Raw genomic sequence first — 14,700 nt, 5'->3', positions numbered from 1 at the left:
CGTTGCTAGCCTGACCGACAGGCGCGATCGCGTGCGCAGAGGCGTCGATAGTCGGAGCGGGGGCTGGCATGGTGAACTGCATCGCGTGCGCCAGTCCGGTGCGGGAGGGCGCACGGTTCTGCACGCGGTGCGGCACGGCGGTCGCCCCGCGCCCTGAGGTCGAGTTCGTCGAGGATGCGCCCGCGCCTGCCGTCCTCGAGGTCGCGGCGGCGCCCCGCGAGCCGTCGAGCGCCGAGTCGGTGAACCCTGCGCCGCCCATGAGTCCGGTTCGGCCTGCGCCCTCCGCCGCCTCGCCCGCGGCGCACGAGCCCGCGATTCCCGCGCGCATCCCGCCGCCCGCGCCTGTCGCAGCCGCCCCGTTCAGCCGTGCGGCGGTGGGGGCGCTGCTCGCCGGCGTGGCACCTCTGCTCGTCTCGGTCGGGGGCAACGCTCTCGCCTCCCTGCTCGGGGTTCAGGCGGTCGAGGCCATCAACGCCGGGCGCCCCGATGGTGCGTGGGCGCCGTTCCTGACCACCCTGACGCTGATGTTCCTGGTCAATGCCGCGCTGCTCGTGCTGTGCGGTGTGCTGGGCCTTCGCGCTCTCCGCCAGACGCGGGGCGGCGCCATGAGGGGTCGCCCTTTCGCGCTGGCGGGTCTGGCGACCGGTGCGGTCAACGTCGTGTTGTGGGTCGTCGGTCTGGCGGTCACCCTCGTGCGGTATTCAGTGATCCTCTCCTGAGCGGTCTCACAGCGGGTTGCCAGGTTGGGGCGCATCCGTTCGCGGGCTTCCGGGGGAAGTGATGAGTGAAGGCACTTCCGCCGACAGCCTCGCCGGTTCCCCCCGCGAGGCACAGATCAAGGAGGAACCATGCGCAATCGAATTCTCGCCGGCCTGGGTGTAGCCACCCTCGCCACCGTCGGCCTCGCGGCCCCCGCGAACGCTGTGACCGATGAGACGGCTGACGTCTACATCGTCCACGCCTTCCCGGGCGCGACCGTCGACATCAACATCGCCTCGGGCGCCATTACGCTCGACGACGTCGGCCCCGGCGTTGCAGCTGGCCCCGGCCTCGCGAGCCCCAACGTGGGCGTCGACGCCCTCGGTGGTCTCGCACCCGGTGACTACAACGTGGTGATCACGAACACCGCCGACGACTCGGAGCTGTTCAACAGCGACCTGTCGCTCATGGCCGGTGTGTCGTACACGGTCGTCGCGCACCCGACCGAGCCCGCCGGTGACTTCACCGTGTCGGTCTTCGAGAACCAGCTTACGACGAGCGAGGTCGGCAACGGTCTCATCACCGTGCGCCACACCGCCAACGTGGGCCCGGTGAGCGTCTTCTCCGACGGTACTGAGCTCGCCGGTCCGCTGGCGAACGGCGACGAGGGCGTTCTCGACGTTCCCGCGGCGACCTACCCGAACGTCTACGCAGGCCCCGACGCCGAGACTCCGGCGATCGAGCTGAGCGACGTCACGCTTCCCGCCGGCACCAACATCCTCGTGCACGCCTTCGGGCCCGACGAGGGCGCCTTCTCGGCCGTCGTGTTCACCATCGGCGGTCTCACGACCCCCGACGGCGTTCCTGCCGGCAGTGCCGGTCTTGTCGACGAGAGTGCTGGCTTCGGTGCCGGCTGGGCCGCTGGTGGAGCCGCGCTCCTCCTGATGCTCCTCGTCGCGGCGGGCATCATCGTCCGTCGTCAGACCGCGTCGGCGCAGCGCTAAGGAGCAGTGCCGACCATGAGCCGAAGCAAGGGGCTGGCCCGGACGATCGGGTTCACCATGGCCAGCCTCTTGCTTCTCTCCGGTTGCTCCGCTCTCGGGCCCTCAGAGGCCCGGGAGCGGGGCGCTTCTGAGCGAGAGACGAAGATCGTGCTCTCCGACGTCGAGACCGTGTCGACGTTGGAGTTGCTGCAGCAGGTGGCCACCCCACCGGCTCGCCTTCGAATGCCGGACCTCGGCATCGACATGCGGGTCGAGGCTCATGGCATCGAGAACGACGGATACATGTCGCTTCCCGAGAGTCCGTTCGTCGCCGGATGGTACGCCTACGGTTCAGCACCCGACAGCCGCATGGGCGCGACTGTGATCGCGGCGCACGTCGACTCGCTGCCTGAGGGCATCGGCCCCTTCGCGGGTCTGCGCGAGTCCCGGGAGGGCATGGCGATCACGGTGACGGACGACTCGGGCACGGTGCACGAGTACCGCGTCGTCTCGGTGGAACGCATCGACAAAGATGAGGTTCCCCTCGATCGCGTCTTCACGGCCACAGGAGAACCCCACTTGGTTCTGGTGACCTGCGGCGGCGAATACGACTGGCGAGGGCCAGGGCAGTACCTCGACAACTACATCGTGACGGCGGAGAAGGTCTCATGACAGTCGCACAGGCTACGATGGCGCGCACGAGCGCATCGGGCCCAGCCCGGCAGGAAGATCAGAGGCGGTACACCGCGGTGACGACCATGACGGACGAGGCCTCGGTCGACCTTGCCCGACGCTTTGCGGCCGGAGAGGAATCGGCACTTGCCGAGATGTATTCCCGGTGGGCGTCCCTGATCTACTCGCTGGCGGTGCGGTCGCTGGGAGACGCAACGGACGCCGAGGACGTGACGCAGAAGGTCTTCGTGGCCGCCTGGCAGGGCCGGCATCGCTACGACGCCGAACGCTCGCCGCTCGGCGCCTGGCTCGTGGGCATCACGCGCCACACGATCGCCGACACGCACGCGTCTCGTGGGCGCGAGCGCACCATCACCGCGGAAGTCACGGCCATCACGCGAGAAGAGGTCGCACCGGCATCCGATATCGACCTCGCAGACCGTCTCCTCATCGCCGATGAGATGGCGAAGCTCGAACCGACGGCTCGCGCCGTCGTGCATCTGGCGTTCTTCGACGATCTGACACACACGCAGATCGCCGAACGGCTGCAGATGCCGATCGGAACGGTGAAATCCCACATCAGACGCAGTCTGGTGAGGCTGAGAGGACGGCTGGAGGTGAGCCATGAAGCATCTTGATCCCGATACCGCTGCCCTGCTCGCGCTCGGCGAGCCGCCTGCGAGGGCGTCCGAGCGCGCGCACCTCGCGTCGTGCACTCAGTGCCGACATGAGGTCACCGAACTCGAGGAGACCGTGACCGTGGCTCGTGCAACCCTGGGGGAGGCAGAATTGCAGCAGCCGCCCGCACGGGTCTGGCAGAGCATCCAGCGCGAACTGGGTCTGTCGCCCTCGATCACTCCCACCGCGCCGTCTGCGTCGGTCGTCTCGCTCGCTGACGCTCGTGATCGCTCTGACGCTCGTGATCGCTCTGACGTTCGTGGGCGGCGCCCGAGTCTCGCGCGTCGCATCGTCACTCCGCTGATCGGCGTCGCCGCTGCCGCGGCGCTCGTCGTCGGCGCCGCGCTCACCTGGAACGCCGCAGCGCCGCGCCTCAGCGAGCAGATTCTGGCGAGCGCCCAACTGGAGGCGCTCCCGCAGTGGACAGACTCGACGGGCTCCGCCGAGGTCGCCCAGACCGCGTCGGGGGAGCGCGTTCTGCGCGTCTCGCTCGACGCGACGGCGTCGGGGGACGGCGTGCGCGAGGTCTGGCTGCTCACCGAGAACGTGGACGGCCTCATCAGCCTCGGGCTTCTGGCTGGCAGTCAGGGCGAGTTCGTCGTTCCGGAGTCGGTGGATCTGACGCGGTTCTCGGTCGTCGACATCAGTTGGGAGCCGCTCGACGGCGACCCGACGCACTCGGGCGACTCGATCGTGCGGGGCTCGCTCAGCGCCTGACGGTCGTCAGAATCTCTCGGGCTCGGGCCCTCGGGCGAACCGGCGACCCGTGACCTCGGTCGGCGCGATGCGCACCCAGCGGTACTTGAGCGTCGGGATCCACGGCGTCAGGCCTAGCTCCTCGGCGGCATCCATGTCGCTCTGCCGCTCGATGCGCTCGGCGCGACCCTTGACGACGACGCTCCACGCCGTCTCATCGTCGTGGCCGTCGATCTCGAACGCCACGCGGTCGTTGATCGCGAGCTCCAGCAGCTTCGTGCCGGGCGCCGTGCGGAACATGATCGTGTGATCGTCGATCGCGTAGTTGACGGGAAAAATGTCGATCGAGTCTCCGGCGCTCGCGGCGATGCGGCCGAGGTCGGTCGTGCTGAGCATCTGCCAGCAGTCTTCGGCGTCGAGTTCGGTGATTTCCCCGAATCCCATGACCATGATCGCACTCCCGTCGTCGCGTGTACCGATGCCCCTATCCCAGACCGGCCGGCGCCGCGAGGGTAGGGGCGAAGGTCCCGATATCGACGCCGATGCCTGCCCAGCGCGGCGGCATGACGTCCGGTTCTCGCGTACTGGTTGCTCGCGCGGTCCGCTACCGGTGGGCCGGCCGCGTGACGATGATCGACATCGAGGCGATCACCGTCGCCGCTCCCGTGCTGGCCGATCGCATCGCCACGATCGCTGCCCGGTTCCGCGAGTCGGTTACCGGGTCGTGCAGCGCCCCGAGTCGACGGTGTCGGTCAGCTCGGGCGCTTCGGCGATGACCTTGTCCAGCTCGCGCACGGTGTGCGCGTACCCGATGTCGTCGCGCGTGGCAGAGCGGGCGTACACCATGCCGATGACGGCCCCGTCGAGGTCGAGCACCGGTCCGCCCGAGTTTCCGGGGTTGACGTCCGCCGCGAGGGTGTACGACTCGCGGGGTGCGCGGCTGCCGCCGTCGATGCTCGCCGCCTCGATCGTGCGCACCTCGACGATCTCGGCACCGGTCGAGGCGAAGGGCCCTCCGTAGGGATACCCCTGCACGGCGACGGTGCCGCTGGAGAGCGTCTCCCCGAGCGCGAGCGGGGCCGTACTGAGCCCGTCGATCGCGATGACGGCGATGTCTTGCTGAGGGTCGAAGTAGACGACGCGCCCGGCGATGCCCCCGATTCCGGGCATGTCGACGGTCGGCTCGGTCACGCCCGCGACGACGTGCGCGTTGGTGAGCAGCCGCCCCTCGGCGATGACGAAGGCGCTGCCGGACTGCGTCTGGCCGCACGCGTAGGCGGCGCCTGTCACCCTTCCCACCGACTGCGCGGCGGCCGTGAGGGCGGCGCTTCCGCCGTCGATGGTGGGCGGCGGGCCGGTGTCGAGTGCGCCGAGGGCGTCCGCAATGCGGGGGATGCCTTCGCCCACGACGAGCCCGCGCACCTGCCCGAGCGCTCGGGCCACCGGGTCTGGCGTGTACTTCTCGATCGTGCTGAGCACGGTCGAGTTCGCGACGGCGGGGGAGACGAGGGGTATGCCGAGTGCGGTGACGGTGGGGGCGAGCAGACTGACGACGAGCACCCCGACGGTGCCGCCCGCGACTGCTCCGACGACACGGTCGACGCTGCGCAGTTTCTTGCGCACGCGGCGCCGCCAGTGGTGCCCGATCACCTCGCCGAGGCTCAAGCCTCCGATGACGAGCAGCGCGATGGCGGCGAAGACGGCGCCGATGCGCCACTGCGGGTCGGGCACCCACGAGGCGATGGCGGGCACGAGTACGACGGCGGCGAGGGCTCCGACGACGGCGCCGATCGTCGACCCGAGGGTGTACACGAAGCCTGCGCGCGCGCCGCGCAGGACGGCGCCGAGCAGGGCGAGGATCAGCAGCACGTCGATGACGAGCGGCAGCACGGCCGTCATGGCTCTCTCGACGGGGGTGCGGTCACGGGGCCCAGGCTACGCGTGCTCTATGCGGGCGGGCTGCTCGTCACCGCGCCGCTCACGTCGCACACCGCCGCAAGAGTGTTGTACACCGTTCCGAACTTCTGAAGGTTGCGGTGCAGCAGCTCGACGCGGTGCGCGGGCTCGCTCGTGACCAGGTGCAGGGCGTACTCGAGGGCGGTGAACCGCGGTGGAGCATCCTGTCGATGCATCACGACCGTGACTTCTGCGCTCTCGTACGCGAACGGCAGCAGCGCGCTCGAGCGCGCGACGTTCTTGAGCAGGCATGCCGCGAAGGCGCTCGCGAGCAGCTCGGCGGGCCCGGGGTGGCCGCTGGGCTCGGAGGGTTGCCATCGGGTGTCGAGAGTCAGCTCGTCGGCGGCGGCACGCACGGTGGCCGATGCGACGTCGGCTCGGGCGCTCACGCGGTAGGTCAGGGCAGCGGACGTCATGGGAAGCCCTCTCAGCCGAGGCTCGAGCCGACCGCGCCCGTGAGGTACGGCACGAGCCAGATGGCCCACACGATGACGGAGAACCGGTGGAAGCGGTGCTTCTCAGCCTCGCGGTCGCGCACGAGCACGACGATCGCCCAGACGAAGTGCACCGCCATGAGCACGAGGGCGATGACTCCGCTGATGGCCATGATCTGGGTGAGGATGCCCGGCTCGACGCCAGCCTCGCGATTGCCCTCGGCGATGAGGCTCATGAGGTAGGTGCCGCTCGCGTCGGCGGCGAGGCCGAGCCCGAAGAACACCGTGTGCCAGGCCTTGAGCACCTTCTGCGCGCGTTCGGCCCACACGCCGATCGTGTAGAAGACCAGGGCGAGGGTGATGAGGATGATCGCGGGAAGCAGCATGAGGCCAGTCTGCGCGCCGCGCGCCGCGTGCGCGAGCGTTGCAGGCGAGATGAGGACGAAGGTCCCGGGTCGTGACCGGAAGGTTCAGCGCGGGCGATGAACGGAGAACCTGGTCGCGGGTGCGGGCGAGGGGTCGCATGTCCGCACCCGAAATGGGTTACTGCAGGTCGATCGACCAGTCGCCGTCGGTCGACACCTGGATCAGTGCACTCCCACGCTGCCAGCGCACCTGGCCGATGTAGTTGCCGATCTCGTCGACGAGCAGGTCGCTCTGCTCCAGTCCTTCGTTGAGCGACCAGATCGCAACGTCGCGGCTGCCGTTGTGGGTGATCGTCGCGACGCCGATCGAGTCGGGGCCAGCGGGCAACACCGGGAATTCAGGCCACGAAGCTCAGGCCCGAAATGGCCGCGCTCACGATAGCGACGATGCCCGAGATCATCGCCCACAGTGCGAGCGGCGAGCGGGCGGCCCCAGCCGCCGACGCGGAAGGCGCGGGCGCGGCCGCTGCAGGCTGCCCGGCCGCGGCTGAGTCTGCCGAAGGCTACACGGGCACGGGTAGCTTGGCGTGAGCGGTTCTGGCGCACGACCTTCCCGTCAGTTAGGGTCGAAACCTGATTCGTTTTCGTGGTGAGGGAGCTCAGGATAAGACCGTCGCACTTCGTTTTCGCCGCCGTTTCGCTCCTGTAGTCCTGACCGTGGCGGTGGTGGGCAGTCTTCTCGTCGCACCGACCGCTGCGAGCGCCGCGGGCACGGCCAGCATTTCGGGCACGGTGATCGACCAGGGTTCTACCCTTCCGATCCAGGGCATTACGGTCACGCTCTGGAATTCTGATCTCCCGCTCACCGACGTGGCGAACGCGTCGACCGACGAGAACGGTGAATACTCACTAGAGGGCCTGGACGCTGGCACCTACAAACTCTCGTTCACGGGTGTCGGGCCAACGGCGAATTATCGGCCGGCGTGGTACCCCAGCGGAACGTTCTTCCCTAATGCGACCCCCTTTACGCTCGCGGACGCGGAAACGCTCGTGGCGGATGCGGAGCTCGTGACAGAGGCCACGATTCAGGGAACCGTGGTCGGTGCGGACGGACCGACAGGCGACGAGCTCTTTGTGCAGGCGTGGGAGGAAGACGGAGGCGAGTACACCTCCGTCGGCGGCGACTTGGTCGAGTGGGATACGAACCCCGTGAGTTGGGAGATCGACCTGCTCCCAGGCACCTACGTCCTGAATTTCTCGGATCAGCGCCCTGACGGACCGGGCACGTACCGCACCGAGGTCTACGACAATGTGTTCGCGTTCGAGGACGGTGTCGAGATCACGGTGGTGTCAAGCCAGGTCTTCGACGTGCCGCAGGTCACCATGACCACACTCGGTCCGGTCGCCAACGAACGCCTCTCGGGGGCGAATCGCTACGAGACGGCGGTGGCTGTCTCGCAGCAGTTCGACTCGTTCGCGGGCGCTGAGGGCAGTTACGTCTACATCGCGAGCGGTGCCAACTACCCGGATGCGCTGAGCGCTGGTCCGGCTGCCGCATTCCGGGATGCCCCCCTCCTCCTGACGGAAGGCACCAGCCTGCCGACGGCGGTGCGCAACGAGCTCATTCGTCTGCAGCCAGAGACCGTGATCATCGCTGGCGGCAGCGCCGTCGTCTCGAATTCGGTGAGGTCGGCGATCGACGCCGTCGTCGACACCGTCGTTCGCATCGGCGGCGCGAACCGCTATGAGACCTCGCGTCTGCTGGTCGACGATGCGTTCCCGAGCGCGAGCGACGCGTTCATCGCTACGGGCGCGAACTTTCCGGATGCGCTTGCGGCGACCGCTGCTGCCGCGAAGAAGTCGGCCCCGGTCATCCTCGTCGATGGCACGGCCTCGTCGGTGCCGTCGGCAACTCGTTCGCTCATCGGCTCCGGAGGACTGGGTGTCACGGATGTCTACATCGCGGGCGGTACGGCCGTCGTCTCGAACGGAGTCAGCTCCTCGTTGGCCGGTATCGATTCGGTCTCGAGCGTCACGCGCCTCGGAGGCGCAGACCGCTATGCGACGTCGGTGCTCATCAACTCCGAGCTCTTCGTGACTCAGGACGTCGGGGATGACCCGAACGCCTTCTTCGCGGTCGGCACTGGCTTCGCCGACGCTCTCGCCGGGGCCGCTCTCGCGGGCGCACAGGACCCCTCGGCGCCCCTGTTCACTGTTCCTCGTACGTGCGTGCCTTCCGATGTGCTCGACCTCTTCGAAACGATGAAGGTGGAGAAGATCTGGCTGCTGGGCGGCACTGCGGTCCTCACCAACGGAGTGCGCGATCTGACCGCCTGCTAGTATCGCAAGGTTGCCGTCTAACGGCCGCGGGTCAAGAGAGCTCGGGCATCCCGCCCAGGGCGCCGCGCAACGAGCAGGAAGGGGATCCCCTCTATGGCACTCGAAGCAAACGTCAAGAAGGCGATCATCGACGAGTACGCAACCCACCCCGGTGACACTGGGTCCCCCGAGGTCCAGGTGGCGATGCTCACGCGTCGCATCAAGGACCTCACGGAGCACCTCAAGGAGCACAAGCACGACCATCACTCACGTCGTGGCCTGCTGCTGCTCGTTGGCCAGCGCCGCCGCCTGCTGGGTTACCTGCAGGACATCGACATCGAGCGCTACCGCTCGCTGATCGAGCGCCTGGGTCTGCGCCGCTAAGCGACTGACACCGCGAACTTCTTGCGCGAAGGCCGCCCCCGCATCGTCGGGAGGCGGCTTTCGTCGTTCCGCGGGTCTCGATCGGCCCCTCTGCCATCGCCAACGCGGCTTGCCCTCTCGAGGTGCGGGTAGCGGTGGATGATCGGCAAGAACTAGAGTCGTTTTCACGCCTTGATGAGAGAAGCCGAAGATGACGATGACGTCAGCTGCATCTACCGAATCCACCGCACGGCGATCGCGCTGGCCCGCGCTCCTCACAAGCGTCCTCGTCGGAGCGGCTCTGCTGATTCCCGCAGCGCCAGCGCAGGCCGCCGATGACGCGGTCGTCCAGGGCGTCGTGACGTTCTTTCCCGGTGGTGCCCCGGTGTTGAACTCGACGGTCATCCTGTTCGATTCGATCAACCAAACGGTCGCCTTCGACACGACCGATTCGTCCGGAAACTACGCATTCCCCGACCTGGCAGCAGACGACTACAAAGTCTGCGTCCAAGGCGGCGGGGCGACTCCCATCCACGCCAACGTCTGCTGGGACTACAAGCCGACGGTCTCATCGTCCGGGACCTTTGCCCTCGCGGAGAGTGATACAGAGGTGGTCGACATCGAGGTGGTGACGGGTGTCAGCCTCAGCGGCACCGTCACGGGCGAGAACGGTCCCAGCAACGACTGGAGCGTCAGCATTGACATCCTCGTCGACAACGGTTTTGGAACGTGGCTTTACAGCGGCGGGAGTCTAGTCTTCCCCTTGGATGCGTCGGGCAACTGGAGCGTGGACAACGTCCAGCCTGGCCGATTCCAGATTCGCTACTTCGATTTCGGCTCGACCAACTACCGCACGATGTACCACTCGCAGACCAAGCTCGCGGCGGAGGCCGAGGAAATCGCCCTGTTCAACAACGGCTCGGCGTCCTTCACCGCACAGATGTCCGTCCTCGGGCCGATTACAGTCGACCGCTTGTCGGGCTCCGACCGTTACGCCACCGCGGTGGCGGTGTCGGGTGAGTTCGATACGGCGAGCGGAGACCCCGGAGCCATCCTGTACATCGCCGCCGGCAGCAACTACCCGGATGCCCTGGCCGCAGCCGCGCTTGCCGCGAAATTCAACAGCCCGCTGCTCTTGACGCCTTCGGATTCGCTGCCAGCCGCAGTGAAGGCAGAGATTCAGCGTTTCCAGCCGGGCGAGATTGTGATCGCGGGCGGCACGAGCGTCGTCTCCGCTCGAGTACAGACTCAACTCGAGGCTCTCGCTCCGGTTGTGCGCCGCATGGGTGGCGCCGATCGCTACTCGACCGCCCGACTGCTCGTCGATGATGCGTTCCCCACGGGTTTCGACGGTGCCTTCATCGCGACGGGCCGAAACTACGCCGATGCACTGGCGGCGGCGGCATCCGCTGGCGGACTCGACTGGCCTGTCGTGCTCGTCGACGGCGACGCGTCGCGTCTGTCCACCTCGCAGCTCTCGTGGTTGACCTCGAGCGGCGCGACGGAGATCATCATCGCCGGCGGCACGAGTGCTGTCTCCTCCGGCATCGCCTCGCAGCTGCGGAGCGCCTTCGGCTCATCGGCGGTGACGCGCCTGGGCGGGGCTGATCGCTACGCGACGTCCCTGCTCATCAACGGCACCGGTTCCAAGACCTTCAGCACGGCGTACTTCGCGACCGGAACGGGATTCGCTGACGCTCTCGCCGGTGCTGCCCTTGCCGGAGCACGGAACGCGGCGCTGTTCTCCGTTCCCTCCAACTGCGTGCCCTCGGGTGTGCTGAGTGAACTGGGTCCCGATGGCGTGGATCCTTCCACCGTGACCCTCCTCGGCGGCACCGCGGTTCTGTCGAGCAGAGTCTTCGCTCTGCGAGAGTGCTGACCCGGCGCGTTGGCCTCCCGAGTCCACGCGCGCGCACTCGGGAGGCAGCGCCGTCGCATCTGCGACGATAGGGCGGTGAACCGCGACCGACCTCGCTCTGCAGTGCGGAGACTGAGCACGCTGCGCATCGTGATCGTCGGGGTGCTGCTGCTGACCATCGTGCTCGCGTTCGCCAACTGGCTGGGGCCGTTCCGCGGCGTCTTCCGCCTCCTGCTCGTGATCGGTGCGCTCGCGCTCGTGTTCAGCTACGTCGTCGAATGGCTGCTCAAGCGGCGCGGATAACGCGCCAAGGCGGCCCCCTTGTCGGCGAGTCGACGACTCAGGGCGACGTGAGGCTCCACCCCGCCATGTCGACCGCGGCCGACTCGACGAGGTCTCGGAACTCGCTCTCGCTGATGCTCGTATCCGTGGAGAGGGCGATGCGAGAGACGGCGTTGCCCCGCTGCAGGTCGAACGAGTAGTACCGCCAGCCGAACTCATCGACCTCGACCCAGCCGACGCCGACGACCGTCGGGGGTACCGAGAGGGCGGGCGAGGTGCTGACGGCGGCGTTCCAGCCGCTTCCGAGTCGGTAGCGGGAACAGGCACTGAGAAGACCGTGCAGATCTCTCATGTGGGCCGCTGCCTCGTCCCCGGTCGGGAAGAGCCGCAGAGTCTGGCTCAGCACGTTCTGCTCGTCCTCCGAGCCGCGCGAGGCGATGTAGTGCACGGTATCGGCGCCGACGGTGGGCCCATCGTCGAGGGCATAGGCGAGCGGAGCCTCGGAATAGGTGACGAAGCACGAGTCCGGCGCGCCGTCCTCGATCGACCACGCGTTGGCCGCGATATCGAAGGCCTCCGCGCCCTGCGTCTGCGGTTGCCACCCCATGCCGCCGTAGATCACGGAGAGCCCGAGGTCGTTGTAGAGCGAGGCGTCGAGGCGCGAGGCATCGATGGCCTCTGGCCCGAAGCAGCGCTCCGGGCACGATTCGGGCTCGAGAGGCTCAAGCGCAGGCTCATCCCCGACCACGAGCGGAACCTCCTCGGGAGGCAGGATTCCCCACTCTCCGGCGGATTCCACGATCGCCCCGCCGACGGCGACGACCCCGGCGACGAGCGCGGAGAGCAGGCCGAGTGATGCCGCGGCGATGCCCACACCGAGGGTCCACCGCCGTGACGTCGACCACGGGGCGCGCTCTCGACTCACCGGGGTGCGAGGCGCCGTCGGATGGGCCGACTGCGCCGCCGTCACCTCGTGCTCGCGCTCGGGGGTCGGCGGTTCGATGGGTGCGAAACGATCGGCGGGCGTTGACACGGGCTGCTCCAGGAGGCCGACGGCGCCGCGAGTCGGCATCCGACTCGAACGCTACAACATGAGCGGCGCACCGCGCGCGGCGGCTGCCCCGGTTGTCAGCGGATTCGGCGCCACTCGTGCGAACCTGGCGTAATGCTTCGCGGTGCGGCGTCCGGGCGCGGCGGGCGCGCGCGCCGTCGCGTGGCCGGCGCGGCGGCATCCGCTCTCATCCTCAGCGTCGTCGCTGGCTGCTCCGCTCCCAGCGGGGCGGTGGAGGACTCGCTCACCGCGACGGTGGTGGATCGCGATCGTGCCGCCGCAGAATCGTTCGAGGTGGATCTCGACAGGGCGACCAGGTTTCTGCGCGACAAGTGGGGCCCGGTGACGCTGCCGGAGACCTCGGTCGAGCGCTGGGTGGGAGCGAGCGAGTGGGCGCAGGTCATATCGACCTGTCTCGAGGGGGAGGGTGTCGTCGGCGCACGCCCCGCCGACGACGGCGAGCGGATCGACTTCAGCGGGGTGCGGGCCGAGGGGCCCCGCGAGCTCTTCCTCGCCGATGTGGCGGTGCTCGTCTGCCAATCGCGGTACCCCTCTCGTGGCTGGTATGCCGACGAGCTTGCCGGAATCGAGGGCCCGTGGGCCTGGCAGTACGCTCGCGAGGTGCTCGTGCCGTGCCTGCTCGCCTTCGGCCACCGGCCGCCGGCACTCCCACCCGAATCGGAGTTCCTGGCGCAGTGGGGTGCCGACGACGCCTGGGATCCGTACGCGGAACTCGCCGCCGACCCCGTGCTCGAGCAGCGAGCCCGCACGCAGTGCCCGCCCCCCGAGGTTGTGCTGGAGGGCGCGTCATGACGGGGCGCAACGCCGTTGTCGGGATGCTCGCACTCGCTGTCGGCGCAGTACTAACAGCCTGCGCGCCCGCTCCCTCGCCGCAGTTCGACCTCGACGATGTGGCAACCGAGCGCTATGACCGGCTGGAGAGCCGCGTGGAGGTGCTTCTGGAGAGCCATGCAGCGTACCTCCGCAGCCGCTGGCCGGACATGCAGCTGCCGCAGCACGAGGTCGAGGCGTGGCTCGAGCCGGGCCAGTGGGGGCAGGTCTACCCGCGGTGCATCTACGAACTGACGAGTGTCACCGACGGGGCTCGCGCGCTCGACCTGGCGACGTACAGCTGCGAATCACGTTTTCCGCCTCCGAGCCTCGCGGTGAACGACCCAGGGCCGGTCGAGGTGGCCTGGATCACCGAGTATGTGCGCGTGGGCCTGCCGTCGTGCCTGCGGCGCAGCGGCGTGCACGCCCCGCCCGCCCCCGATGGGCCATTCGCGATCCTCTCCGGCGGAAGCACTCCGGGGTGGGATCCCTACGCGGCGGCCGGAGGCGATATCGCCGAGCGCGCCCGCTTGAGCGCGCTGTGCCCGCACCCCTCGAGCCTTCTCGCGAGCATCCCACCATTGCCGAGGGGCGCGAGCGGGGCGGAGGCGCCGTGACAGCGCGACCACGCGCCGTGCTGCGCGCTCCGCTGGGCCGCTGGGGCGCGGCTCTCGTCCTCGCTCTCGGCGTCGTCGTCAGCGGTGCGCTCGCGCTCGGACTCGACGGCGTGATCCCCGCTACCGCTCGACTCGTCGTCGCTGTGGCGCTGCTGCTCGCCTTCGGGTGGCTGGCCGCTGCGGTGTGGGCCGTCACGGTGAGGTGGCGCACGAGCATCCGGTCAGACGGCGAGGCTCTCGTGGTGCGCGGGCCGCTCGGCGCGAGCGTCGTACCGTTCCACGACGGCCTCACGATCGGCCGCTGGCTCGACCGACGGCAACGGCCCCGACTGTGGGTGCTCGAGGGGCGCAGGCCGATCATGCCTCTCAGCGTCAGACTGGGGTCAGCGCGCATCGAAGCGTTCGCGGGTGTCATCGGCCTGAGGGTGATCGATCACACGGGCCTTCCACCCGGGCCCGACGACCTCGACTCCCGTGATCTCGGCGCGACCGGCACCGACCGTGATGACGGCGCGCCCCACGACCCGTATCGTCCCGACAGTCTCTCGTGACCGGTGCTGATCCCGCGCGGCCACGATGCCTCCGGAGAGATCAGGCCGTCGCGATCTTGTCGGCGCGCAAGCGCGTCGTTCGCTAGGAACCCGCAGAACGCCCTGATAGCCTGTCCGACGGCGCAGTTCTGCGCCATCAACTGAAAACCGCACGGAGCAGGCCGGCTCGAAGCTGGTCACCGGTGGTGATCTCCCGACTCTCGCATGATTCGGTGGATGTCTACTGTTGGCCAGAAACAGACGTCCGGCGACACACAGCAACACCGTCCCTCGCCGACACAGTCCCTTCCTGCCCGCTCCTGCTCTGCGCGTTCTCGCACGCCCGCCCATACGGGGCGGGTGGGC

The 14,700-nt window shown here is 68.5% G+C and carries 18 protein-coding genes; 12 read left to right on the top strand and 6 right to left on the bottom strand.

Annotation, left to right across the window (positions count from 1 at the left end):
• Positions 1–68: 68 nt before the first annotated feature.
• The 5 genes from RJQ01_RS02530 to RJQ01_RS02510 all read left to right on the top strand — a co-directional run bounded on the left by RJQ01_RS02530 (position 69) and on the right by RJQ01_RS02510 (position 3,749).
• Positions 69–719, top strand: a complete 651-nt coding sequence (locus RJQ01_RS02530; RefSeq protein ID WP_350475137.1) for a zinc ribbon domain-containing protein — start codon at positions 69–71, stop codon at positions 717–719.
• A 129-nt stretch (positions 720–848) separates the two neighbouring features.
• Entirely contained in the window at positions 849–1,703 is an 855-nt protein-coding gene (locus RJQ01_RS02525; protein WP_350475136.1) for a DUF4397 domain-containing protein, read from the top strand.
• A gap of 15 nt (positions 1,704–1,718) precedes the next feature.
• Positions 1,719–2,354 carry a class F sortase gene (locus tag RJQ01_RS02520; RefSeq protein WP_350475135.1) on the top strand — a complete coding sequence of 212 codons (636 nt, stop codon included), beginning with the start codon at positions 1,719–1,721 and terminating at the stop codon, positions 2,352–2,354.
• On the top strand, positions 2,351–2,992 hold the full coding sequence (locus tag RJQ01_RS02515) for an RNA polymerase sigma factor (protein ID WP_350475134.1): 642 nt from the start codon (positions 2,351–2,353) through the stop codon (positions 2,990–2,992). The genes RJQ01_RS02520 and RJQ01_RS02515 overlap by 4 nt, the downstream gene beginning before the upstream one ends.
• A gap of 121 nt (positions 2,993–3,113) precedes the next feature.
• Positions 3,114–3,749 carry an anti-sigma factor gene (locus RJQ01_RS02510; RefSeq protein ID WP_350475133.1) on the top strand — a complete coding sequence of 212 codons (636 nt, stop codon included), beginning with the start codon at positions 3,114–3,116 and terminating at the stop codon, positions 3,747–3,749.
• 6 nt (positions 3,750–3,755) lie between these two features.
• Here the strand turns inward: RJQ01_RS02510 and RJQ01_RS02505 are convergent, their stop codons facing one another.
• From RJQ01_RS02505 to RJQ01_RS02485, 5 genes are all read right to left on the bottom strand, one after another.
• Positions 3,756–4,172 carry a pyridoxamine 5'-phosphate oxidase family protein gene (locus RJQ01_RS02505; RefSeq protein WP_350475132.1) on the bottom strand — a complete coding sequence of 139 codons (417 nt, stop codon included), beginning with the start codon at positions 4,170–4,172 and terminating at the stop codon, positions 3,756–3,758.
• 270 nt (positions 4,173–4,442) lie between these two features.
• Positions 4,443–5,627 carry a MarP family serine protease gene (locus RJQ01_RS02500; RefSeq protein ID WP_350475131.1) on the bottom strand — a complete coding sequence of 395 codons (1,185 nt, stop codon included), beginning with the start codon at positions 5,625–5,627 and terminating at the stop codon, positions 4,443–4,445.
• Between the two features lie 47 nt (positions 5,628–5,674).
• Entirely contained in the window at positions 5,675–6,100 is a 426-nt protein-coding gene (locus RJQ01_RS02495) for an OsmC family protein (protein ID WP_350475129.1), read from the bottom strand.
• An 11-nt stretch (positions 6,101–6,111) separates the two neighbouring features.
• Positions 6,112–6,504 carry an HsmA family protein gene (locus tag RJQ01_RS02490; protein WP_350475128.1) on the bottom strand — a complete coding sequence of 131 codons (393 nt, stop codon included), beginning with the start codon at positions 6,502–6,504 and terminating at the stop codon, positions 6,112–6,114.
• Between the two features lie 157 nt (positions 6,505–6,661).
• Complete coding sequence (locus RJQ01_RS02485) at positions 6,662–6,874, bottom strand: hypothetical protein (protein WP_350475127.1); 213 nt, start codon at positions 6,872–6,874, stop codon at positions 6,662–6,664.
• A gap of 335 nt (positions 6,875–7,209) precedes the next feature.
• On the opposite strand from RJQ01_RS02485, the gene RJQ01_RS02480 reads away from it, so the two are divergent.
• The 4 genes from RJQ01_RS02480 (at position 7,210) to RJQ01_RS02465 (ending at position 11,326) form a co-directional block, all read left to right on the top strand.
• On the top strand, positions 7,210–8,823 hold the full coding sequence (locus RJQ01_RS02480) for a cell wall-binding repeat-containing protein (protein WP_350475126.1): 1,614 nt from the start codon (positions 7,210–7,212) through the stop codon (positions 8,821–8,823).
• A 93-nt stretch (positions 8,824–8,916) separates the two neighbouring features.
• Positions 8,917–9,186 carry a 30S ribosomal protein S15 gene (gene rpsO / locus RJQ01_RS02475; RefSeq protein WP_350475125.1) on the top strand — a complete coding sequence of 90 codons (270 nt, stop codon included), beginning with the start codon at positions 8,917–8,919 and terminating at the stop codon, positions 9,184–9,186.
• Positions 9,187–9,376: 190 nt separating this feature from the next.
• Positions 9,377–11,044 (top strand): cell wall-binding repeat-containing protein, encoded by a 1,668-nt coding sequence (locus tag RJQ01_RS02470; RefSeq protein WP_350475124.1) that lies wholly within the window; start codon positions 9,377–9,379, stop codon positions 11,042–11,044.
• A 75-nt stretch (positions 11,045–11,119) separates the two neighbouring features.
• Entirely contained in the window at positions 11,120–11,326 is a 207-nt protein-coding gene (locus RJQ01_RS02465) for a hypothetical protein (RefSeq protein WP_350475123.1), read from the top strand.
• Between the two features lie 37 nt (positions 11,327–11,363).
• On the opposite strand, the gene RJQ01_RS02460 is transcribed toward RJQ01_RS02465, so the two are convergent.
• Entirely contained in the window at positions 11,364–12,377 is a 1,014-nt protein-coding gene (locus RJQ01_RS02460; protein ID WP_350475122.1) for a hypothetical protein, read from the bottom strand.
• Positions 12,378–12,470: 93 nt separating this feature from the next.
• Between RJQ01_RS02460 and RJQ01_RS02455 the strand changes: the two genes are divergently transcribed.
• The 3 genes from RJQ01_RS02455 to RJQ01_RS02445 are packed head-to-tail and all read left to right on the top strand — an operon-like array spanning position 12,471 to position 14,355.
• Positions 12,471–13,169 carry a hypothetical protein gene (locus RJQ01_RS02455; RefSeq protein WP_350475121.1) on the top strand — a complete coding sequence of 233 codons (699 nt, stop codon included), beginning with the start codon at positions 12,471–12,473 and terminating at the stop codon, positions 13,167–13,169.
• Positions 13,166–13,804 carry a hypothetical protein gene (locus tag RJQ01_RS02450; protein WP_350475120.1) on the top strand — a complete coding sequence of 213 codons (639 nt, stop codon included), beginning with the start codon at positions 13,166–13,168 and terminating at the stop codon, positions 13,802–13,804. Before RJQ01_RS02455 ends, RJQ01_RS02450 begins: the two co-directional genes overlap by 4 nt.
• A complete protein-coding gene (locus tag RJQ01_RS02445; RefSeq protein WP_350475119.1) occupies positions 13,801–14,355 on the top strand; it encodes a hypothetical protein in 555 nt (184 codons plus the stop codon). The genes RJQ01_RS02450 and RJQ01_RS02445 overlap by 4 nt, the downstream gene beginning before the upstream one ends.
• The last annotated feature ends 345 nt before the right edge of the window (positions 14,356–14,700 follow it).

The organism is Microcella sp. (genome assembly GCF_040286215.1).
Taxonomy (GTDB): Bacteria; Actinomycetota; Actinomycetes; order Actinomycetales; family Microbacteriaceae; genus Microcella.
The sequence above is the reverse complement of the archived record's forward strand: the minus strand, read 5'-3'. Positions and strand labels throughout refer to the sequence as shown.